Annotated in this window: 7 protein-coding genes; all 7 read right to left on the reverse strand. The window is 47.7% G+C overall.

Features of this window, described 5'->3' with window-relative positions; translation table 11 throughout:
* Positions 1-147: 147 nt before the first annotated feature.
* The 7 genes from ACO6V5_RS08445 to ACO6V5_RS08475 all read right to left on the reverse strand — a co-directional run bounded on the left by ACO6V5_RS08445 (position 148) and on the right by ACO6V5_RS08475 (position 25,288).
* Positions 148-3,996, reverse strand: coding sequence for a DUF4116 domain-containing protein (locus ACO6V5_RS08445; RefSeq protein WP_422441771.1), 3,849 nt, complete (start codon positions 3,994-3,996; stop codon positions 148-150).
* 153 nt (positions 3,997-4,149) lie between these two features.
* Positions 4,150-7,614, reverse strand: coding sequence for a DUF4116 domain-containing protein (locus ACO6V5_RS08450; protein WP_422412971.1), 3,465 nt, complete (start codon positions 7,612-7,614; stop codon positions 4,150-4,152).
* A 186-nt stretch (positions 7,615-7,800) separates the two neighbouring features.
* On the reverse strand, positions 7,801-8,154 hold the full coding sequence (locus ACO6V5_RS08455) for a hypothetical protein (protein WP_422412973.1): 354 nt from the start codon (positions 8,152-8,154) through the stop codon (positions 7,801-7,803).
* Positions 8,155-8,339: 185 nt separating this feature from the next.
* Positions 8,340-13,235, reverse strand: a complete 4,896-nt coding sequence (locus ACO6V5_RS08460; RefSeq protein WP_422412975.1) for a DUF4116 domain-containing protein — start codon at positions 13,233-13,235, stop codon at positions 8,340-8,342.
* Positions 13,236-13,414: 179 nt separating this feature from the next.
* On the reverse strand, positions 13,415-17,128 hold the full coding sequence (locus tag ACO6V5_RS08465) for a PEP/pyruvate-binding domain-containing protein (protein WP_422412977.1): 3,714 nt from the start codon (positions 17,126-17,128) through the stop codon (positions 13,415-13,417).
* A 377-nt stretch (positions 17,129-17,505) separates the two neighbouring features.
* Positions 17,506-21,294, reverse strand: coding sequence for a DUF4116 domain-containing protein (locus ACO6V5_RS08470; RefSeq protein WP_422492080.1), 3,789 nt, complete (start codon positions 21,292-21,294; stop codon positions 17,506-17,508).
* Between the two features lie 214 nt (positions 21,295-21,508).
* On the reverse strand, positions 21,509-25,288 hold the full coding sequence (locus ACO6V5_RS08475; RefSeq protein WP_422474917.1) for a DUF4116 domain-containing protein: 3,780 nt from the start codon (positions 25,286-25,288) through the stop codon (positions 21,509-21,511).
* Positions 25,289-25,371 lie beyond the last annotated feature (83 nt).

Raw genomic sequence — 25,371 nt, forward strand, 5'->3', positions numbered from 1 at the left:
ACTGGAAGGTCAATAAACCTCAGACAATAGTTTTTTTATAAAGTTCACCACTCAGGCCGAACCAGGCAATAGGGGAAACAACAATGAGCTGTCAACAGAGTTGGCACTGTTTAACGTTGTCAGAATAAATGAAACCTTGTTCGGAGATTACTTGAGGTGTCGAATCACTTCGGGGTTTCTTTTTTTTGCTGCCTCAATAAAAGCCTTATATTGTTTAAGCTCATCAGACGCATACAAAAAAGCAAAAGAGTCCTGTTCAATTAAGTCCAGCATAGACTCCCGATCATTCAATAATGTTTTCCTGACATTTCGTAGAATATCAATATTAACGGCTATCAGTTTTTTAATAATGTTTTTATCGCTTCGGATTCTTTCACTGGCATAAGACACAGGTCCTGAATAAGCTGCAACTGCAGCCCTGACAATCTCTTCATTGTCCCGAAGTCTCGGGCTGGCATATTTGAGATGTATACCATCCCGTTTGATTGCGACCATGACAATTTCATAATTATCCCGAAGTCTCGGGCTGGCAAATTCCAGATAACTGCCATGAATAGTGACTGCAGCCATGACAATTTCATAATTATCCTGAAGTTTCGGGCTGGCATATTTCAGAGAAAAGCCATTTTGAGTGACTGCAGCCATGACGACCACTTTATCATTCTTGAGTTTTTCACTCGCATATTTCAGGTTATCCGGATGTCTTGCAAGGGTCGCTAATACAAGGCTTTTATCATTTCGAACCTGCTGGCTGGCATATGTCAGCCCTTCCTTCACCACAACATTCCTGACCTTTTCTTTGTGATCGGGAAGCGCCTGCCCCGGTGGCACATCAAACATCAGCGTGTAATCCCATGATGGCTTAATAATATAGTATTGGCCTCTCAAACGAGGATAGACAAGCTCAAACAGTGGAGTCGCCTCATCGGGATTGAGCCATAAAAAATGATGCAGTACCTCCCTGCGGGTGTCCTCACCCACCTCATCACTCATTAACACTTCCGAAAAATTCTTCTCCGATCGAAAGAACCGCCGACTATGATTAATAAACTGCTGTTGATGGTCGCTTAAGAACGAGTAGCAAGCATCTGAAATACCGATCGCAGCGGAGTAATATAGTGTGCATAAGCCATGTTGAATTAAGCATTTTTGAAAGGCGAATCGATCGGCTTCTGTCACAACATCGCTATCAAGGCGTTGTGCAAGCAAATTAAAGCACCACTGATCTCCTTCAAAAAGGGCTATATTACGTATGTACAGATCCAGACTATAGGTTGAATACAATGCCATTATCAGTTTTTCAAAAGCCTGCTGCAGGATTTTACGTGATGACATTCGGGAGCATTCAACAATCATTTCACCCACTGCGGGATTGACACTGATCTTCATACCATCTGCCTCTTTATCCAGTTCAATTGCCTTCAGCAACCGCGCCAGAAACCACATACGCTTCAACTTGCCGGGTTGTTGATAGCCATCAGGGCTCCGAAACCGGTCTGAAAATCTAAGCCGCAAGGTTCTTTCTTTCCCTCCTTCTGCGCATTCAAGTGCCTCGATAAGGCCTAAATGATGCCCAAGCTCCAGATTAACCAACAAGGCATCATCCAGACTGACGACAGTTACCGGGTGCCTTGATTGTTCAAGCAATGCTTTGCCTGACTGCCTCAATAACGGCACCTTTCCATCTGAGCCACCCGGAGTCGTGCAATCGACATAGGTGATTTTCTTTTCTGTAGATATCCTGCCCTGTCCCGAAGCCAGAGTGACCGGTGCCAGTGCCTCTACAAAGCGCTGATGCAGGGCAAAAATCAGCTCATGGACACTTAGGACCTGCTCAGCTTTCCAGGGGTTGAGTGACTGAAGATCGGATTGTAGCTTATGGCAATCGGCCAGCCATTGACGAAAGATACCGGGGAATGGCCGCCCTTCTTCAGCGGCTTGCATGGGCAGAATGACACTCTCCAGCCCTGATTGGATAGTCTTTTGCAACGTCTCAAACCGGCTGATCAGTTGCTGCAATTCATCCCGCAATAACTGAACCTCGGGCGAACCTTTCTCACCCGCCAGTTGTAAGAAGGCCCAGTAACCCTGCAACAGGGCTTCGGCCCCATAAACCAGCCGATTTACGCTGACTTTAGTCTCTGCCAGTATCCTGGATCGTTGTGGCGACATGCTGAGTTTTAGCGGGTTTGCCAAACCATCCAGTCCGCCACCAGGGGCAAAAAATGCCAGCAGGCGGGCATTTTGATCCGTGAGCCATTTGAAACCGCTGGCAACCTGAAGGAATGTACCTTCAGGAAAGGACAAATCATTCCGTGAGGGGACGGCTTTGGCTAGCGGCACATCAGAAACAGCTGAGGACAGGCTTCTGTGACTGGCCAATGTTCCGGTAAGGTCACCGGCAACAATAAAGGCACCGGGCTTATCGTTAAAGCGGGCACAGGCCAGCGTCGCCTGTTGCCCAACCTGAGCTTCCACTGCCGCAAGCTGCCCACCGGCCAGCATCAACGTTTTTTGCTCTTGTTTCATAAGGATCGCAACATGATCATTGAATCCTCCATTGGCAATGACAAAACCACCAACCCGCTTCAGGAACCCGGGCTCAAGCATCCAGTCTTCAGCGTGTGGGGCCACGACAATGGCACCCTCTGGCATAGAGTCTGCCTTTTGTCGTCTGGCCAGCCAGAGCGTTCCGGTGCAAAAGCCTTCACTGACACCCGTACCTGTGGCAATGGTCTCTTCGGGTATGGACAGCGCAAAATCCATGCCGCCAGAGAGTCGGGTAACAGGGCGCACCTGCACCGGGAACAGCTGCCACTTACGATTGATGGCAAACTCGGCATCCACGGGGCAGAACAACAGGTTTTCCAGCGTTGTCGCCATCTCTCTGAGATCTGAGACCGTTTGATCACCAAGTAACTGTTCACCGTCGTCTGGCTGGGCACCGACATTATCAATTCTTGTTTCTGAATAACCGTGATTGTTTTTGTTCAGGACAAAGTGACTTGAAATCGTACCGGGAAAATATTGATAGCTGTCAGGGCCTTCCTCATCAGAAATATCGATACGGTGAGGCGTGTTACCGGAGTGCCCCGCAACCACACCTCTGGGCTGACCCTGAGTAAACTCAACCCTGATGGTTCCATCCTGAAAAGATTGAAAGCTCATGACGACACCGCCGTATTGGCAGTCAATACACTCCTGGATGATCAGAGCCATGGGTTGTGGTATGCCTTCGGGGCAGACTTCAGGGCGGTAGCCTGAAGCCATGACTTTCAGACAGGTACGCAAAACATCGTCTTCTTCCTGAACCAATGAGAGGTATTTGCCTGCCTGGGCATCGCCGTAATTATCTTCGTTGATGCCAGAACTGCGGACAATAATCGGTTGTGATAAAGAGAAATTGTCCAGCTGACGACGCAGGTCTGTGATTTGTTGGGCCGCTTCAGACTCTTTAACCTGCTGATAAAAGTCATCACTGGCAATAAATTCCGCCAGCCCCGTCAGCACCCCGGCTCTTTTGACGGGTTCTGAAGGTGGCAGAGTATTGAGGTATTCCCTGATGAGCGTCAGGCTGCTGTGCACACCCGGCTCATAGGCGATATCGGGAAGATAGCGAGTTAAAGAGTGAGGATCCAGAGGGTGTTGTTCAAGCGCATGAACGAGCTGAGTTGTCACACATCTGAACGCTGGAACACGCAGACCAGCTTCCTTCATGCGTTGCAAAAACAGTCCCTTACCCCCAAGCTGATGCCGGATGGGGGGAGAATAGTCATCAGCCTGATCTGAAACAGATGAACAGCAGGTGCGTTTGCTAAGGCACGTCGTGTCTGGAATGGAAGTGCTATCAAGATAACTGAAATATCTTTTGAGGTAATTAACAGCCCTGCCGTATAAACTACCAACCCTGCCGGATGAACTACCAGTCCCGGTAATCTCATCTGGATTCGTTGTTGGACTCCGAAGCGCTGACATTTGAGAATTAGCAGGTAACATCAAGATATCCCTCCCATGTTAATATTCATCCATGATTCATCTAGAAAAAACATCAATTAATCTTTTGACAATAATTTTTTTATAAAGTTCAACCTATACGATCCTTCAACACCGCTTTACTGACATATCTTAAGTTATCAAAACTGACAGCCATTAAGGCTTTGATAATGTTTTTTTATCGCTTCGAATTCTGTCACTGGCATATTTCAGGGCTGCTGAATCATGTTTGATAGCGGCTTTGACAACCTCTTCATTATCCCGCAGTTTGGTGCTGGCGTATTGCAGGCAACAACCATCTCCGGTGACTGCAGTGAGGACGACCTGTTTATCACTCCTCAGCTTTTCACTGACATATTTCAGGCTATACGGATGTATTGCAAGAGCCGCTAACATAAGGTCTTTGTCATTTCGAATTCGTTGGCTGGCACATTCTATGCCATGCTTGAGCAAGAAACTCCTGACCCTTTCTTTTTGCCCCCCGAGCAACGGCATCGGTGGCACATCAAACTCCAGACTGTAACTACAGGACCGTTTGATAACATAGTATTGATCTTTAAGATGAGGATACAAAAGCTCAACCCATTGACTGGCGTTACCAGGATATGACAATAAAAAATGATGTAATAGCTCCCTTAAGATATCTTCAGAGACCTGATCACTCATTAATAGCTCCCAAACATTGTCCTTCGATTTGACCAGACATCGACCTTGATCCATGAACTCTTGTTGATACTTGCTTAATAACGGGTAACACTCTGGAGCAATGCCATCTCGGATACTATTAACCATTGAGAAAAGGCAATGCTGAAAGGCGAATCTATTAGCTTCTGCCGAAGCATCGCTGTCAAGGCGCTGCGCAAGCCAGTTAAAGCTCCACCGACCTCCTTCAAACAGAGTTATCCGACTTAAGTATCGATCCAGACTAACTAATGAATATAATGCCTTGGTCAGTTTTACAAAGGCCTCCTGCATGTTTTCACGTGATCTCATGCGAGTGCATTCAACGATAATTTCACCCGCTACAGCGTTACAACTTGTCTTCATGCTACCCGCATTTTTATTGAGTTCGAACGCTTTCAGTAACTCCACCAGAAACCACATACGTTTTAATTTGCCGGGTGATTCACTGCCATCATCACTGTCAAAAGAGTCAGAAAATTTCAGCCGCAGGGTTCGTCCTTTCCCCCCCTCTGCACGATCAAGTAGCTCGATAAGACTCACATGAGTGCCTAACTTCAGGTTAACAATCAAGGCTTCATCCATACAGACGACAATCGCTTTACGAAACAATAATCCTTCGAGGGTTGCTTTGCAGGCTGGACTCAGTAGCGGTGCCGTTTCACTCGGAGTCCTGTGATCAATATAGGTGATGCGCTTTTCCCGAGAGACCCTGCCCTGACTCGAGGCAAGAGTGATGGGTGCAAGCGCATTTACGAAGCGCTGATGTACAGCAAAAATCAGTTCATGAACACTCTGTACCTGCTCAGCCCTCCAGGGGTTGAGAGCTTGAAGAAAGGATTGCAGCTGATCGCAGTCTGCCAGCCAATGACGAAACGTTACCGGAGATAGCTGCCCGTCTTCAGCAGCTTGCATTGGCATAATGATACTCTTCAAGCCGGATAGGATGGTCTGTTTCAGCATCTCAAAGCGGTTGGACAGGTGCAGAAATTCATCCAGCAATGGCTCAACCCGGGATGAACGGCTGTCGCCCGCCAGCCGCAGGAATGCCTCATAACCCTGCAACAGCTTTTCAGCTCCATAAATCAGTCGGCTTATGTTCTCTCTGGTGCCTACCAGTAACTCTGATCGTTGCGGCGACATGCTTAGTTTTATCGGGTTTTCCAGACAATCCAGTCCGCCGCCGGAGGCAAAAAATGCCAGCAGGCGAGCATTTTGATCCGTGAGCCATTGAAAACCGCTGGCGACCTGACAAAGTGTATCTTCAGAGGGAGACAAATCAGCCCGCGACGGGACGGCTTTTCCCGGCAGCACATCAGAGAAGGCAGAGGATAAATTTCTGTGACTGGCCAGTTTTCCGGCAAGGTCACCGACAACAATAAAGGCGCCGGGCTCACCATTAAAGCGAGCGCAGGCCAGCGTCGCCTGTTGGCCATCCTGAGCGATCACAGCTGCATACTCAGCACCGGCCCGCATCAAGGCTATTTTTTCCTGTTTCATAAGGATCGCTACATGATCATTGAAGCCTGCTTCGGCCAGCACAAAACCTCCTGCCCGTTTCAGGAAGCCAGGCTCAAGCATCCAGTCTTCTGCCTGCCGGGCGACGACAATGGCGCCCTTTGGCATAGAGTCTGCCTGTGTTTTTTTAGCCAACCAGAGTGGCCCGGTGCAGAAGCCTTCACTGATGCCCTCGCCAATCGCCAGAGACTCTATGGGTATAGGCATGGCAAAATCCATGCCGCCAGAGAGTCGGGTAACAGGACGCACCTGCAACAGGAACAGGCTACCCTGATGATCGATAGCAAACTCCACATCCACGGGGCAGAGCAGCAGGTCTTCCAGTTTTGTCACCGCATCCCTGAGATCTGAAACCATTTTATCAGTGAGTTTTTGTCCACTGTCGTCTGATTGAGCATCGGCATTAGCAATGATTGTTTCCGAATAGCCGTTATTGTTCTTATGCAAGACAAAGTGACTGGAGATTGTTCCGGGAAAGTACTGATAGATGTGAGCTTCTTCTTTGTGATCTTCGCGATAAATATCAATGCGATGGGGCCGGTTACCAGACTGCCCTGCCACTACGCCTCTGGGCTGACCACGTGTGTACTCAACCCTGATGGTATCTTCCTGAAAAGATTGAAAGCTCATGACGACACCGCCGTATCGGCAATCAATGCACTGTTGGATGATCAGTGCCATGGGTTGTGGTATACCTTCGGAACAGACTTCAGCCCGGTAACCTGAGGCCATGACCTTTAGGCAGGTGCGCAATACATCCTCTTCTCCCTGAACTTCCGAGAGGTATTTGCCCGCCTGGGCATCGCCGTAGTTATCTTCGTTGATGCCGGAACTGCGGACAATAACGGGTTGTGATCTGGAGAGTTTGTCCAGCTGATGGCGAAGAGTCCTGATGTGTCGGGCCGCTTCAGTATCTTTAACCTGTTCGTAATAGTCATCACTGGCAACAAATTGCGCCAGACCCAGCAGCCAGTTATCCCTTTTGCTTTGCTCTGAAGGCGGCAAGGCATTGAGGTGTTCACGGATGTTCTTGAGACAGGTCTCTGCCTTCAGTTCACGGTCAATCCCGGGGAGATAGCGGGCAAAGTTATGCAGAGGCTGTTGTTCAAGAGCACTCATGACTTGAGCAGTAACACATTCGAACGGTGGCACAGACAGACCGGCTTTCTTCATGCGCTGCAAATACATTCCTTTGCCACCAAGTTGTTCCCGGCTGGCGGCAGAACAGTCAGCAGCCTGGCCTGAAACAGGGGAACAGCAGGTGCGCTTGTTTAGCCACGTTGGGTCGGGAACGTCACTGAGATCAAGATGACTGAAATACCTTTTGGGGGAACTGGCAGCTCTGCTGGATGAACGACCAGCCCCGGTATTCTGCTCTGGGTTCGTTTTCGATATTTGAAGATCAATAGTTTCAGGCAACATCAAGATATCCCTCTCATTTATCCATAATTCAATGACTAACGCCTAAAAAATCGCTTATTACATATATGACAATTATTTTTTTATAAAGTTCACCACTCAGGCTGAACCAGGCAACAGGTAAACAACAATGAGCTATCAACACAGTTGGCACTGTTTAACGTTGTCTGAATAAACGCGTTAACTCTCTTAAGGGCGAGTCACCATAAGCTGGCCGTCGTCTCTCTTGACCACTATGAATTGCACAAAGGCAGTTCCTGCTGATGACTCATAGGGAATACCATTACCCAGGTCGTAGGCACTGACGGTAATTTTGCGTACCAGACATGCGCCTCGGGAAGGTGCAGTAAATGCTCCCCAGGGGGCGAGTGCATAGGTTTGTGTATCACAATCCCAAGCGGATCCGCCAATGTATTTGATTTCACCATATACATCGAGGTCAGTTTTATTAACGATATGGACATGAGACCAGGCAAAAACCTGAGTTGCAAACAGAAGCAATATGCCGGCGATCATGCTTCCTGACTGTTTTACCTTTAACATATTTCATAGCCTTAAGACTTAAATGACTGATTATATCACTCAGGCTTCTGACCCACTCTCAGGGCATTATCCGTGCCGCCGTCTGCTTAAGCGACACACTGCAAACCAGAAACCACCAGACCGGGTTCTTTCGCTAATATATATGCGTTGCGTAAGGCTGTTAAAGTTAGAAAGCACGATGGGTATTACATGAGGTGTTGACTCACTTCGGGGTTTCTTTTTTTTGCTGCCTCAATAAAAGCCTCATTCTGTTTAAGCTCGGGAGCAACAAAAATAAAAGCAGCAGAATCCTTTGCAATTAAGTCCAGCATGTACTCAGGATCCTCCAATATCGTTTTATTAACGTATATCAGGTTATTAACGTTGATAGCTATCAAGGTTTTAATAATGTTTTTATCGCTTCGAATTCTTTCACTGGCATATTTCAGAGCGCCTGAAGAATTTGTAACAGCGGCTATGACAACCTTCTCATCATCCTGAAGTGTCGGGCTGGCATATTGCAGATAACAACCATCTTTAGTGACTGTATGCATGACGACCTCAGCAACACTCTGCAGCTCCTCACCTACATATTCCAGGCTATGTGGATGTCTTGCAAGAGCCGCTATCACAAGGTCTTTATCATTGCGAATCCGTTGGCTGGCACATTTCAGTCCATCCCTGTGCAATATATTCCTGACCCTTTCTTTATTATTACCAAGCGCCTGAACCGGTAAAAAATCAAACTTCGGGCTGTAACTGCAGGATGGCTTGATAACAAAGTAATGATCTTTCAAATGAGGATACACAAGATCAACCCATCGATTAGCCTCACCGGGATCTGACAATAAAAAATGATGCAGTAGCTCCCTGCGGGTGTCCTCAGGGAGTTCATTTCTCATTAATACGTCGCCAGGATTACCCTCCAATTTAAACAACCGATGACCATTATCAATAAACTGTTGTTGATGACTGCTTAATAACAAGTAGCAACTGAGATCAATGGCATATCGGTAACGTTCAGCCATTAAGAAAAGGCAATGTTGAAAGGCAAATTTATTGGCTTCTGCAGCAACATCGCTATCAAGGCGTTGCGCAAGCATGTTAAAGCTCCACTGACCCCCTTCAAAAACAGGTCTTGGGCCTAAAAACATATCCAAAGATCTAACAGCCTCTAATGCCCTTATCAGTTTCACAAAGGCACCCTGCATGACTTGAGTTGATGTTATTTGCGGGCATTCGACGATCACTTCAGCCGCTGCGGCGTTGCAACCAGGCTTCATGCTGGCAGCACTTTTATCCAGCTCTATCGCTTTCAGTAACTGCACCAGAAACCACATACGTTTTAACTTGCCAGGTGCATCACTACCATCAGAGTAGGAAAAATTGTCAGAAATTTTCAACCGCAAGGTACATTCTTTTGCCTCTTCTTCGTTTTTAAGTAGCTCGATAACGCCTACAAGATCGGTTATCTTAAAGTTAACAATCAAAGTATCATCCATACTGATAACAGTTCCTTCAAAAAGTCCTGATTCTCCAAGGACTGCTCTGCAGGACGGATTCAATAGCGTTGACTTTTCACCCACGCCACCCGGAGTCGTGCAATCAACATATATGACCTTATCATCTCTGGATAGCATGCTCAGAGCTGAGGCCCTGGTAACCGGTCTCCGGGCCTCTGTCACGGACCTATACAAGTCAGAGACCAGGTGATTGACACTGCGTACCTCTTCAGTCTTCAAAAAATTGAGCGCTTTAAAACAGGTTAGAACGACTTCTTTATCACACTTCAGTTCTTCACTCACATATTTCAGGCTGTATGGATGTACGGCAATGGTCGCTAATACAAGATCTTTATCATTGCGAACCCGTTGGCTGGCATATTTCAGTCCCTGCCTGCGTAGAACATTCTTCACATTTTCTCTTTGAACCCCAAGGAACTGAATGGGTGAAACCTCGAAATTTACACTGCAACTGCAGGATGGATTGATAACAAAGTACTGATCTTCCAGCTCATACACCTCTTCAAACAATGGCGCAGCGTCATCAGGCTTTAACAATAAAAAATGCTGCAAGAGTTCCCTGCGGGTGTCCCCGGGGATCTTATCACTCATTAACGTTTCCAGAGGGGGGTGTATTGATTCAGCAAGCCGTCGACTATGACGAATAAACTGTTTTTGATGATTGTTTAAGAACTTTATTAATAATCGGTAACAATCCTCATTAACGTTATATTGAGCAGAATAAGCCATTAAGAAAAGGCAGTGTTGAAAAGCGAATCTATGGGCTTCTGTCGTAACATCGCTATCAACGCGTTGCATAAGGCTGTTAAAGCTCCACTGATCTCCATCAAAAATGGCTGCTGACTTTAAGTCCTCATCCAGGTTCTTAATGACAGATAATGCCGTTGTCAGTTTTACAAAAGCTGCCTGCATGATTTGATGTGATTTCATTCGGGGGTATTCGACAATCATTTCACCCGCTACGGCATTGCAACTGAACTTCATAGGACCCGCTTGTTCATCCAGATTGATCGTCTTCAGTAACTGCGTCAGAAACCACATACGTTTCAATTTGCCGGAACCATCACTGCCATCAGCTGTGGCAAACCGGTCAGAAAATTTCAGCCGCAGGGTACGTCCTTTCCCCCCTTCTGCTTCTTCAAGTAGCTCGATAAGGCCCACATGATGTCCCAGTTGAAGGTTAGCAATCAAAGCAGCATCCATAATGATGACAGTCGCTTCACACTCTGATCTTACGAGGCATTCATTGTAGGAGTGAGTGAATAGCGGTACCTTTTTAGCCGAGTCACCCGGAGTCCTGCAATCTACATAGGTGATGGGCCATATCCTGCTGATCTTGCCCTGACCCGAGGCCAGAGTAACCGGTGCCAGTGCCTTGACGAAGCGCTCATGCAAGGCAAAAATCAGTTCATGGAGACTTCGGAGCTGCTCGGGCGCATTGGGATTGAGTGCCTGAAGAGATGACTTTAGTTGCTGACACGCCGTCAACCAGTGTCGAAAAATGCCCATGGATTTCTGACCTTCTTCACCGACTTGCAGGGGAAGGAGCATCATTTCTAACTCTGATTGGATTTTCTCTTTCAACGTCTTGAACCGGCTGGTCAGTTCCGGTAATTCATTCAGCCATGGCCCGATTTCGGATGGGTCCTTTACGCTCGCAAGCTGCAGGAATGACTTGTACCCATTCAGCAATGCTTCAGCCCCATGAATCAGCCGGTTTACACTGTCCCTGGTCCCTGCCAGCAACTTTGAGCGTTGTGACGACATACTCAGTTTTATCGGGTTTGCCAGACAATCCAGTCCGCCGCCTGAGGCAAAAAATGCCAACAGGCGGGCGTTTTGATCTGTGAGCCACTGAAAACCGCTGGTAACCTGATCGAATGTACCTTCAGCGGGGGACAAATCCTGCCGTGACGGAACGGCTTCAGCTAACGGCACGTCAGAATCAATAGCGGTCAGGCTTCTGTAACTGGCCAGTTTTTCGCTAAGGTCATCAGCAACGATAAAGGCGCCGGGCCTGCCCATAAAACGGGCACAGGCCAGTGTCGCCTGTTGCCCAACCTGAGCTTCCACTGCCGCAAGCTGCCCACCGGCCAGCATCAACGTTTTTCCTTCCTGTTTCATGAGGATTGCTACATGATCATTGAATCCTCCTTCGGCGATGACAAAGCCTCCTGCCTGCTTCAGGAACTCAGGCTCAAGCATCCAGTCTCCAGCGTGATGGGCCACGACAATAGCACCTTCTGGCATAGAGTCTGCCTCCTGTTCACTGGCCAGCCAGATGGGTCCGGTGCAGTAGCCTTCGCTAACGCTCTCGCCAGAAGCAATGGTCTCTTCCGGTATGGGCATGGCGAAATCCATGTCGCCAGCGAGTCGGGTAACAGGGCGCACCTGCAACAGGAACAGGCGACCCCGGTGATCAATGGCAAACTCCGCATCCACGGGGCAGAGCAAAAGGTCTTCCAGTTTTGTCACCGCGTCCCTGAGATCTGAAAGCATTTTATCAGTGAGTTTCAGACCACCGTCGCCTGATTGAGCATCGACATTATCAATTCTTGTTTCCGAAAAGCCATTATTGTGCTTGTACAGGATGAAGTGACTTGAGATGGTCCCGGGGTAGTATTGAGCGTCTTCGGCGCCTTCCCTGCGATAAATATCGATACGATGGGGCGTATTACCGAATTGTCCTGCCACTACGCCTTTGGGCTGACCCTTTGTGTACTCAACCCTGACGGTATCATCCTGAAAGGATTGAAAGCTCGTAAAGACCCCGCCGTATAGGCAATCAATGCACTGTTGGATAACCAGCGCCATGGGTTGTGGTATGCCTTCGGGACAGACTTCAGGCCGGTAACCCGAGGCCATGACCTTAAGACAGGTTCGCAAAATATCCTCTTCCCCCTGAACTAAAGAGAGGTATTTGCCCGCCTGGGCATCGCCGTAGTTATCTTCATTGATGCCGGAACTGCGAACAATTACGGGCTGTGAGTTGGAGACTTTGCCCAGCTGAGAGCGCAGAGCCCTGATTTGTCGGGTCGCTTCAGAATCTTTAATCTGTTCGTAATAGTCATTACTGGCAATTAATTTCGCCATACCCGACAGCCATTCATCCCTTTTGGTTTGCTCTGAAGGCGGCAGGGCATTGAGGTATTTCCTGATGCTCGCCAGGCTGGTTCCCAACTCCGGTTCATAGATAATTCCGGGGAAGTAGCATTCTAAAAGATGGGCATCCAGAGGGTGTTGTTCAAGCGCATTCATGACTTGAGCACTGACACATTCGAAGGGCGGAACAGACAGACCGGCTGCTTTCATGCGCAACAAAAACATTCCCTTGCCCCCGAACTGTTCCCGTTCGGAAGGAGAACAGCCAGCAGCCTGCTCTGAAACAGCTAAACGGCAGAGACGTTTGGTTAAAGGGGTTTCGCTGGTCGAAACGCCACGGGGTACAGGATTATCGAAATGCCTTTTGATTGCACTGCGAACCCTGTTGGATAGACTGCCAGCCCCGGTGTTCTGATTTGAACAGGTTCCCGGGCTTCGGGGATCTAATTTGCCAAAATTTTCAGGTAAAGGTAACATCGCGACATCCACGTCATACTAAGTACTCATACATAATTTAATTGCCAGAAATTCAATGTATCACCCTGTTCAGGCAATGATATTTTTATAAAGTTCCCCCCGTCAGACTGAAATACGAAATAAAAAGAATGCCAATAAGCTGGCAACAGGGTTTGCACTGACCAACTTTTCAGAGCCATTCAGACCTTATCCAAAAGCTCTCTGGTGTATTGAATAACTGCGGGATTTCTTTGTTTTGCTGCCTCGATAAAAGCCTTATTAAGTTTAAGCCCGGGAGCAGCAAATTCAAAAGCACGTGGATTTTGTTCAATAAAATCGAGCATAGAATGGTAATTATTCAACACCGTATTACTGGCATATGCCAGGTAATCAATATTATGAGCAATGACACTTTGAATAATGTTTTTATCACTTCGGATTTTTTCACTGGCATACCTCACAACTGCTGGACGCTTTGCGATAGCCGCTATCACCAGCTCATCATAATTTGGGAGTTCCGGGCTGACGCAGCTCATACAATAGCTCTTCTGAGTAACTGCGGCTAGGATGACATCTTTATCACTCTTCAGTTCTTCACCTACATATTTCAGGTTAAATGGATGTACTGCAATGGCTTCTAGTACAAGGTCTTTATCATTTCGAACCCGTTGGCTGGCATATTCCAGCCCATCTTTCAGCAAAGCTTGCCTGACCTTTTCTTTAATATCCGAAAGCGACTGAACCGGTGGAACAACAAACGTCAGCGTGTAAGCGTGTGATGGCTTGATAATAAAGTATTGGCCTCTCAAATGGTGATAAAAATCCTCAACCGGGCCAACAGAGTAATAGGGATCTAGCAATAAAAAATGATGTAAGAGCTCCCTGCGCATGCTCTCATTCATGTCATCACTCATAAATATTTCCTTCAGACTCGCCTCCGGTTTTTTCCCTGAATAGACTAAAGACCGACACTCCCCTAATCGCTCAGTATGATGAACAAACTGTTGAAGATGGTTACTGAGTAACTGGCAACAAGCGGGACTCATCCAATAATCGTTCTTATAAAACATTGAAAAAAGGCAATGTTGAAAGGTGAATCTATCAGCTTCTGTCGCAACAACGGGATTAAGACGTTGTGCAAGCAAGTTAAAATCCCAATGAGGTTCTTCAAAAATGTCTTCGTAATCAAAGAGAATATCAAGATCAGTCATAGAATCTAAAACAAGCATCAGCTTTTCAAAGGCATACTGCATAGCTTGAGGTGATTGCATTCGCGTACATTCGACAATAACTTCACGCGCTACCGCATTGTAACTGAGCCTCATTGGATCAGCATTTTCATCCAGTTCGATGGCCTTCAGAAACTGTGTCAGAAACCAGACCCGCTGTAACTTGCCGGATTTATATAAGCCACCAGGTCTATCGAATTGGTCAGAAAATTTCAGCCGCAAGGTTCGTCCTTTCCCACCCTCTGCGTTTTCAAATAATTCGACAAGGCTGACATGAACGCCTAATCCCAGATTAACCAACAAGGCATCATCCATAATGACAACAGTCCCTGAAAGCTCTAATTCATTCATAATGGCTTTACCGGTTGGACTCAATAGCAACGCATTTTCATCAGGATTACCCTGGGTCGTGTAATCAACATAAGTGATTCGCTTTTCCCTGGATAACCGGCCCTGACCCGAGTCCAGAGTGATCGGTGCCAGTGCTTTTATAAAGCGCAGATGCAGCGCAAAAATCACTTCATGGACACTTTGGAACTGCTCAGCCTCCCTGGGATTGAGTGCTTGAAGACAAGATTGCAGTTGTTGGCAGGCTGACAGCCAATGACGAAACGATAACTGCCGTTCTTCATCGTCATCCTGGGGCAGGATGATAGCCTCCAGCAATGATTGGATGGTCTGTTTCAGTGTCTTGAACCGGTTGCTTAATAGTAGTACTTCATCCTGCAATAACTGAACCTCTGATGAACTGCTGTTACCCGCCAGCAGCAGGAATGCCCGGTACCCATCCAGCATTGCTTCAGCTCCATGAACCAGCCTGTTTACACTGTCTCTGATCTTTGCCAGTATCCCGGATCGTTGTCGAGACATGCTCAGTTTTACCGGATTTGCCAGACAATCCAGTCCGCCGCCGGAGGCAAACATTGCCAACAGACGGGCATTCTGATCTGTGAGCCATTGAAAACCGTCGGCAACCTGAAGGAATGTGCCTTCAGGGGGGGACAAATCATCCCGTGACGGGACGGCCTTTGCCAACGATAGATCAGAAAATGCAGAGGACAGGCTTCTGCAACTGGCCAGTTTTCCGCTAAGGTCACCGGCAACAATAAAGGCTCCGGGTTTTTCGTTAAAGCGGGCACAGGCCAGCGTCGCCTGTTGCCCAACCTGAGCGACCACTGCCGTAAACTGGCCACCGGCCAGCATCAAAGCTATTTCTGCCTGTTTCATGAAGATTGCTACGTGATCATTGAATCCTCCCTCAGCAATGACAAAACCACCAACCCTCTTCAGAAACTCAGGCCCAAGCATCCAGTCTTCAGCATGGTGGGCCACGACAATGGCTCCCTCTGGCATAGAGCCTGCCTCTGGCTGACTGGCCAACCAGAGTGGACCGGTGCAGAAGCCTTCGCTGACGCCCTCGCCAATGGCCAGGGTCTCTTCGGGTATGGACATGACAAAATCCATGCCACCAGAGAGGCGGGTAACAGGGCGCACCTGCAAAAGGAACAGACACCCCTGATGATCAATAGCAAACTCCACATCCACGGGGCAGAGTAATAAGTTTTCCAGCTCTGTCAGCCACTCCATGAGTGTCGAAACCGTGTCATCACTGAGTTGTTGTCCAACGTCGCCTGACTGGGCATCGGCATTATCAATTCTTGTTTCCGAATAGCCGTTATCGTTCTTTTGCAGGATGAAGCGACTTGAGATCGTCCCCGGAAAGTATTGAGAGCTGGCAGCTTCTTCTTCACGATCCTCGCGATAAATATCAATACGGTGGGGCCTGTTTCCGGACTGCCCTGCCACTGCGCCTCTGGGCTGACCCCGTGTGTACTCAATCCTGACGGTATCATCCTGAAAGGATTGAAAACTCATGGCGACTCCGCCATATCGACAATCAATGCACTGTTGGATAATGAGCGCCATGGGTTGCGGTATGCCTTCGGGACAGATTTCAGGCCGGTAAGCTGAAGCCATGACCTTGAGACAGGTTTGCAAAATATCTTCTTCTCCCTGAACCAAAGAGAGGTATTTGCCCGCCTGGGCATCGCCGTAATTATCCTCATTGATGCCAGAGCTGCGGACAATAACCGCTTGTGATGCAAGGAGTACACCCAGCTGACGGCGCAGACCAGCTATTTGTCGAGCCGCTTCAGAATCTTTAACCTGTTGGTAATAATCATTACTGGCAATAAATTCTGCCAGACCCGACAGCCAGTCATCCCTTTTGGTTTGCTCTGAAGGCGGCAAGGTATTGAGGTAGTCACGAATGTTCCTCAGGCTGTTCTCTGTGTCCCACTCATGGACAATCCCGGGAAAATAGCGGTCTAAAAGATGGCTATCCAGAGGGTGTTGTTCAAGCGCATTCATAACTTGAGCAGTCACACATTCGAAGGGCGGAACAGACAGACCAGCCTTTTTCATGCGCCACAAAAACATCCCCTTGCCCCCGAGTTGTTCCCGATTGTGAGGAGAATAGCCAGCAGTCTGATCTGCAACAGATGGACGGCAGTGACGCTTGGTCAGGGGAGTTTCGCTGGTCGCAACGCCACAGGGATAAGGATCACTGGAATGCCTTTTAGATAAACTGCTAATCCCCTTGGATGAACTGTCGGCACCAGCATCCCGATTTGGATCAGTTTTCGGGATTTGACCCTCTGAACGGCCAGAATGAGCAGGAAACATCAAGACTTCCCTCCGTTATTGATATTCATCCATGATTCAATCGCTGACGAATAAACAAATCCCTTTCTATTGACAATAATTTTTTTGTAAAGTTCAGCCTGAAGCACGCAATAGGATAAATAAGTACCTGGCCAGTTGGTTTCACATATTATGGCGAGTGGATTTTTTCATTCTTCAAGGCGCAACGACGGACGCGTAGCCTTAGCTACGCAACCAGCGTTGGAACGCAGAAGGATGGAAAAAGCCGCCGTCCAGAATATGTGAAACCAACTGGTTAGGTACTTAACAACTCGGTTTGCACTGGAGGGCGTTATCTGATGAGAAAATTATTGCTTGCCTGCTTAAAAAAACCGGTAGCAACTGGCTGATAATCAGGCTTAGAGGATGTTACACAGAATGCTATGGTCCTCAGCGTTTTCGGGCTGATTTTTCTGTTGTGAACTTGCACTCCCAGTACTCAGACACATTCTTAAAGTCTTCTCGGAGAGGTATTGAACAACATCAGGGTTCCTGTAGATTGCTGATCGGATAAAATCCCTATCGCGCCTGAGTTCATCAACAGCATAATTGAAAACACGACAATGATGTTCAATCAGGTTCAGCAGATACTCGCGATCACTCAGTATTCTTTTACTGGCACATTTTAAGTTCACAATATTATCATCGATAACCATTTTTATAATGTTTTTATCACTTCGGATTCGTTCACTTGCATACCTCAGCGCTGGTGGATAACTGGCGATAGCGGTCTTTACAATATTTTCATCATCCCGCATTTCCGGGCCAGCATCATCCAGCCAAATGCCATTCTCTTTGACTGCGGTCATGACGACCTCTTTATCATTCTTCATTTTTTCACTAGCAAACTCAAGGTCTCCTTGACGTTCTGCAATGATTGGTAATACCAGGTCTTTATCATTCCGAACCCGTTGACTGCCATATTGCAGTCCGTGCTTCAGCAAGGCTTTTTTGAATGTTTCTTTATCACCAGAAAGCCACAGATCCGGAGGGACTTCTAAACTTAGCCAGTAACTGTAGGATGATGGTTTTATAACATAGTATTTATCTCTCAAATCGGGATAAACATCCTCAACCAATAGAGCCGTTCTTCTGGCATCCAGGAATAACAAATGATGTAAAAATTCCCTGCGGGTTTCTTCAGTGATCTCATTGCTCATTAATATTTGCCGATAGTCGTCCTCCGATTTATTACGACACGATTTATTACGACACTCGGCAAACCGTTGGGCATAATTAATAAATTGCTGGTAGTGATCGGGTAATAACAGCAAATAATCAGGACTGTAGGAGAAATGCTCCTCATAATACATTGCGAAAAGGCAATGTTGAAAGGCGAACCTGTCAGCTTCTGCCGCAACATCGCCGCTCAGGCGTTGTGCCAGTGAGCTAAAGCTCCACTGATCTCCTTCAAAAATCTTAATGTACTGCATTTTACAATCCACATTACACATATCACGTAATACAATAATCAGTTTTTCAAAGGCATCCTGCATGTTTTCAGTTGCTTTTATTCGAGTGCATTCGACGATAATGCCTCCCGCTACCGCATTGCAAAACAGCTTCATGCTATCAGCATTTTCATCCAGTTGGAGCACTTTCAGTAACTGCACCAGAAACCACATACGCTTTAACTTGGCGGTTGTATCAACACCATCATCTTTATAAAACTGGTCAGAGAATTTCAGCCGTAAGGTTCGTTCTTTGCCTCCCTCTGCGCATTCAAGCAGCTCAATAAGGCACACATGACTTCCAAGCTTCAGGTTGACAATCAAGACATCATTCATAATGACGACAGTCCCTGAACAAGCAAACTTTTCAATTAATGCTTTCGAGGACGGCCTCAATAGCGGTAGCTTTTCTCCCGGGTTGCGCTGAGTTGTGTAATCAAGGTAGGTAATTTTCTTTTCTTTTGATAGCTTGCCCTGACCGGAAAGCTGAGTGATCGGTGCCAGTGCAGATACAAAGCGCCAGTGCAAGGCAAAAATCAGCTCATGAACACTCCGGACCTGCTCAGCCTCTTTAGGATTCAGTGCTTGCAGAGAGGATTGCAGTTGCTGACAGGCAGTCAGCCATTGATGAAATGTTATCTGCCTGTTTTTACCATCATCCAGAAGCAGGATAATAGCCTCCAAACTGGATCGGATGGTTTGTTTCAGCGCCTCGAGCCGGTTGCACAATGTCGGTATTTCATCCCGCAATAACCGAACCTCGTAAGCACCTGTTTTTCCCGCCAGCAACAAGAACGCATGGTAGCCATCCAGAAATGCTTCAGCCCCCTGAACCAGCCGATTTACCCTGACTCTGATCTCTGCCAGCAACTCTGAACGTTGTGGTGACATGCTCAGTTTTATGGGATTTGCCAGATAATCCAGTCCGCCACCAGAGGCAAAAAATGCCAACAAACGGGCATTTTGATCCGTGAGCCACTGAAAACCGCTGGCGACATTAAGGAATGTGCCTTCAGGAGGGGACAAATCATCCCGTGACGGGACGGCTCTGAGCAGCGACACATCAGAAAATGCAGAGGACTGGCTTCTGCGACTGGCAAGTTTTCCACTAAGGTCACCGACAACAACAAAGGCGCCAGGCTCACCTTTGAAGCGGGCAAAGGCCAGCGTCGCCTGTTGGCCAACCTGAGCGGCCACGACCGCGAACTGTCCACCGGCCAGCATCAAGGTTTTTCCTGCCTGTTTCATAAGGATCGCGACATGATCATTGAAGCCTCCTTCGGCAAAGACAAAACCCCCGGCCCGTTTCAGGAACCCTGGCTCAAGCATCCAGTCTGCAGCATGGTGGGCTAAGACAATGGCTCCCTCTGGCATAGAGTCTGCCGCTTGTTCTTCAGCCAGCCAGAGTGTTCCGGTGCAATGGCCTTCGCTGACACCCTCGCCAATGGCCAGGGTCTTTTTGGGTATAGGCATCGCAAAATCCATGCCGCCAGAAAGCCGGGTAACAGGGCGCACCTGCAACAGGAACAGGTTACCCAGATGATCGATGGCAAACTCCACATCCACCGGACAGAGCAACAGCTTTTCCAGCTCTGTCACCGCCTGACTGAGTTTTGCAACCAAATGATCACTGAGTTTATGAACACTGTCGTCTGATTGGGCGTCCGCATCATAAATTTCTGTTTCCAGATAGCCATCATTGTTTTTGTGCAGGACAAAGTGACTTGAGACCTTGCCGGGAAAGTATTGAAAGTTTTCAGCGCCTTCCTTGCGACAAATATTAATACGATGGGGCGTGTTACCGGACTGCCCTGCCACTATGCCTTTGGGCTGACCCTTTGTGTACTCAATCCTGATGGTATCATCCTGAAAAGATTGAAAGCTCATGACGACTCCACCATATCGACAGTCAATACACTGTTGGATGATCAGCGCCATGGGTTGCGGTATGCCTTCGGGACAGACTTCAGGCCGGTAACCTGAGGCCATGACCATGAGACAGGTTCTGAAAACATCGCCTCCTGCCTGAATGACAGAGAGGTATTTGCCTGCCTGGGCATCGCCGTAGTTATCTTCGTTGATGCCGGAACTGCGGACAATCACGGGCTGTGATCCAGAGAGTCGGTCCACCTGACGGAGCAGCTCCCGGATTTTTCGGGCCGCTTCAGAATCTTTAACCTGTTCGTAAAAGTCATCACTGTCAATAAATGTTGCCATAGCTGACAGCCAGTGATCCCTTTTGGATTGCTCTGAAGGCGGCAAGGTATTGAGGTATTCCCGGATGTTCCTGAGGCTGGTCTTTGCCAGCGGTTCATCAACAAACCCTTGGAAATAGTGGTCTAAAGCATGGGTACCGAGAGGGTGTTGTGCCAGCGCATTCATGATTTGAGCAGTCACACATTGGAAGGGCGGAACAGACAGGCCCGCTTCTTTCATGCGCTGCAAAAACATCCCCTTGCCGCCGAGTTGTTCCCGATTGGGAGGAGAATAGCCAGCAGTCTGATCTGCAACAGATGGACGACAATCACGCTTGGCCAGAGGAGTTTCCCTGGTCAGAGCGCCACAGGGACCGGGATCACTGAAACGCTTTTTGGATAGGCTGCGAGCCTCCCTGGATGGACCGCCAGCGTCGGCATTCCGATTTGGATCAGTTTTCAGGATTTGACCCTCTGAACGGCCAAAATTAGCATGAAACATCAAGATATCCCTCTATTATTAACATTCATCCATGGTTCAATGGCTGTGGCATTAATCAATTACTTTGTTTGGACAATACTATTTTTATAAAGTTCAGCCTGAAGCACGCAACAGGATAAATAACAACTCGGTTTGCACTGGAGGGCGTTATCTGATGAGAAAATTATTGCTTGCCTGCTTAAAAAAACCGGTAGCAACTGGCTGATAATCAGGCTTAGAGGATGTTACACAGAATGCTATGGTCCTCAGCGTTTTCGGGCTGATTTTTCTGTTGTGAACTTGCACTCCCAGTACTCAGACACATTCTTAAAGTCTTCTCGGAGAGGTATTGAACAACATCAGGGTTCCTGTAGATTGCTGATCGGATAAAATCCCTATCGCGCCTGAGTTCATCAACAGCATAATTGAAAACACGACAATGATGTTCAATCAGGTTCAGCAGATACTCGCGATCACTCAGTATTCTTTTACTGGCACATTTTAAGTTCACAATATTATCATCGATAACCATTTTTATAATGTTTTTGTCGCTTCGGATTCTTTCACTTGCAAAACTCAGCGCTGGTGGATAACTGGCGATAGCGGTCTTTACAATATTTTCATCATCCCGCATTTCCAGGCTGGCATATTTCAGCCAAATGCCGTCCTCTTTGATTGCAGTCATGACAACCTCTTTATCATTCTTCATTTTTTCACCAGCAAATTTAAGATTTTCTTGACGCTCTGCAATGATTGGTAATACCAGGTCTTTATCATTCCGAACCCGTTGACTGCCATATTGCAGTCCGTGCTTCAGCAAGGCTTTTTTGAATGTTTCTTTATCACCAGAAAGCCACAGATCCGGAGGGACTTCAAAACTTAGCCGGTAACTGTAGGATGATGGTTTTATAACATAGTATTTATCTCTCAAATCGGGATAAATATCTTCAACCAATGGAGCCGTTCTTTTGGCATCGAGGAATAACAAATGATGTAAAAATTCCCTGCGGGTTTTTTCAGTGATCTCATTGCTCATCAATATTTGCCGATAGTCGTCCTCCGATTTATTACGACACTCATCAAACCGTTGGGCATAATTAATAAATTGCTGGTAGTGATCGGGTAATAACAGCAAATAATCAGGACTGTAGGAGAAATGCTTCTCATAATACATTGCGAAAAGGCAATGTTGAAAGGCGAACCTGTCAGCTTCTGCCGCAACATCGCCAGTCAGGCGTTGTGCCAGTGAGCTAAAGTTCCACTGATCTCCTTCAAAAACCTCAATGTACTGCATTTTACAATCCACATCACACATATCACGTAATACAACAATCAGTTTTTCAAAGGCATCCTGCATGTTTTCAGTTGCTTTTATTCGAGTGCATTCGACGATAATGCCTCCCGCTACCGCATTGCAAAACAGCTTCATGCTATCAGCATTTTCATCCAGTTCGAGGGCTTTCAGTAACTGCACCAGAAACCACATACGCTTTAACTTGGCGGTTGTATCAACACCATCATCTTTATAAAACGGATCAGAGAATTTCAGCCGTAAGGTTCGTTCTTTGCCTCCCTCTGCGTATTCAAGCAGCTCAATAAGGCATACATGACTTCCAAGCTCCAGGTTAACAATCAAGACATCATCCATGATGACGACAGTCCCTGAACAAGCAAACTTTTCAATTAATGCTTTCGAGGACGGCCTCAATAGCAGTGCCTTTTCTCCCGGGTTGCACTGAGTTGTGTAATCAAGGTAGGTAATATTCGCTTCTTTTGATAGCTTGCCCTGACCGGAAAGCTGAGTGATCGGTGCCAGTGCATCTACAAAGCGCCAGTGCAAGGAAAAAATCAGCTCATGAACACTCCGGACCTGCTCAGCCTCTTTAGGATTCAGTGCTTGCAGAGAGGATTGCAGTTGCTGACAGGCAGTCAGCCATTGATGAAATGTTATCTGCCTGTTTTTACCATCATCCAGAAGCAGGATAATAGCCTCTAAACTGGATCGGATGGTCTGTTTCAGCGCCTCGAACCGGTTGCACAATGTCGGTATTTCATCCCGCAATAACCGAACCTCGTAAGCACCTGTTTTTCCCGCCAGCAACAAGAACGCACGGTAGCCATCCAGAAATGCTTCAGCCCCCTGAACCAACCGATTTACCCTGACTCTGATCTCTGCCAACAACTCTGAACGTTGTGTTGACATGCTCAGTTTTATGGGATTTGCCAGATAATCCAGTCCGCCACCAGAGGCAAAAAATGCCAACAAACGGGCATTTTGATCCGTGAGCCACTGAAAACCGCTAGCGACATTAAGGAATGTGCCTTCAGGGGGGGACAAATCATCCCGTGACGGGACGGCTCTGAGCAGCGACACATCAGAAAATGCAGAGGACAGGCTTCTGCGACTGGCAAGTTCGCCGCTAAGGTCACCGACAACAACAAAGGCGCCAGGCTCACCTTTGAAGCGGGCAAAGGCCAGCGTCGCCTGTTGGCCAACCTGAGCGGCCACGACCGCGAACTGTCCACCGGCCAGCATCAAGGTTTTTCCTGCCTGTTTCATAAGGATCGCGACATGATCATTGAAGCCTCCTTCGGCAAAGACAAAACCCCCTGCCCGCTTCAGGAACTCTGGCTCAAGCATCCAGTCTGCAGCATGGTGGGCCACGATAATGGCCCCCTCTGGCATGGAGTCTGCCGATTGTTCTTCAGCCAGCCAGAGTGTTCCTGTGCAATGGCCTTCGCTGACACCCTCACCAATGGTCAGGGTCTCTTTGGGTATTGGCATCGCAAAATCCATGCCGCCAGAAAGCCGGGTAACAGGGCGCACCTGCAACAGGAACAGGTTACCCAGATGATCGATGGCAAACTCCACATCCACCGGACAGAGCAACAGCTTTTCCAGCTCTGTCACCGCCTGACTGAGTTTTGCAACCAAATGATCACTGAGTTTATGCTCACTGTCGTCTGATTGGGCGTCCGCATCATAAATTTCTGTTTCCAGATAGCCATCATTGTTTTTGTGCAGGACAAAGTGACTGGAGACCTTCCCGGGAAAGTATTGATAACTGTCATTGCCTTCCCTACCCTTGCGAGAAATATCGATACGGTGGGGCGTGTTACCGGACTGTCCTGCCACTATGCCTCTGGGCTGACCCCGTGTGTACTCAATCCTGATGGTATCATCCTGAAAAGATTGAAAGCTCATGACGACTCCACCATATCGACAGTCAATACACTGTTGGATGATCAGCGCCATGGGTTGCGGTATGCCTTCGGGACAGACTTCAGGCCGGTAACCTGAGGCCATGACCATGAGACAGGTTCTGAAAACATCGCCTCCTGCCTGAATGACAGAAAGGTATTTACCCGCCTGGGCATCGCCGTAGTTATCTTCGTTGATGCCGGAACTGCGGACAATTACGGGCTGTGATCCAGAGAGTCGGTCCACCTGACGGTGCAGCTCCCGGATTTTTTGGGCCGCTTCAGAATCTTTCACCTGTTCGTAAAAGTCATCACTGGCAATAAATGCTGCCATAGCTGACAGCCAGTCATCCCTTTTGGTTTGCTCTGAAGGTGGCAAGGTATTGAGGTATTCCCGGATGTTCCTTAGGCTGGTCTTTGCCAGCGATTTATCAACAAACCTGGGGAAATAGTGGTCTAAAGCATGGGTATCGAGAGGGTGTTGTGCCAGCGCATTCATGATTTGGGCAGTCACACATTGGAAGGGCGGAACAGACAGGCCCGCTTCTTTCATGCGCTGCAAAAACATCCCCTTGCCGCCGAGTTGTTCCCGATTGGGAGGAGAATAGCCAGCAGTCTGATCTGCAACAGATGGACGACAATCACGCTTGGCCAGTGGAGTTTCGCTGGTCAGAGCGCCCGAGGGACCAAGATCACTGAAATGCCGCTGGGATAGGCTGCGAGCCTCGCTGGATGGACCGCCAGCGTCGGCATTTCGATTTGGATCAGTTTTCAGGATTTGACCCTCTGAACGGCCAAAATTAGCATGAAACATCAAGATATCCCTCTATTATTAACATTCATCCATGGTTCAATGGCTGTGGCATTAATCAATTACTTTGTTTGGACAATACTATT

Source organism: Endozoicomonas sp. ALD068, assembly GCF_049310145.1.
In the GTDB taxonomy this organism is placed as follows: domain Bacteria; phylum Pseudomonadota; class Gammaproteobacteria; order Pseudomonadales; family Endozoicomonadaceae; genus Endozoicomonas_A.

Excerpts from the sequence above, each read along its gene's own strand:
- ACO6V5_RS08455 (WP_422412973.1), bottom strand. The coding sequence starts at position 8,154 with ATGTTAAAGGTAAAACAGTCAGGAAGCATGATCGCCGGCATATTGCTT.
- ACO6V5_RS08450 (WP_422412971.1), bottom strand. The coding sequence starts at position 7,614 with ATGTTGCCTGAAACTATTGATCTTCAAATATCGAAAACGAACCCAGAG.
- ACO6V5_RS08445 (WP_422441771.1), bottom strand. The coding sequence starts at position 3,996 with ATGTTACCTGCTAATTCTCAAATGTCAGCGCTTCGGAGTCCAACAACG.
- ACO6V5_RS08460 (WP_422412975.1), bottom strand. The coding sequence starts at position 13,235 with ATGTTACCTTTACCTGAAAATTTTGGCAAATTAGATCCCCGAAGCCCG.
- ACO6V5_RS08465 (WP_422412977.1), bottom strand. The coding sequence starts at position 17,128 with ATGTTTCCTGCTCATTCTGGCCGTTCAGAGGGTCAAATCCCGAAAACT.
- ACO6V5_RS08475 (WP_422474917.1), bottom strand. The coding sequence starts at position 25,288 with ATGTTTCATGCTAATTTTGGCCGTTCAGAGGGTCAAATCCTGAAAACT.
- ACO6V5_RS08470 (WP_422492080.1), bottom strand. The coding sequence starts at position 21,294 with ATGTTTCATGCTAATTTTGGCCGTTCAGAGGGTCAAATCCTGAAAACT.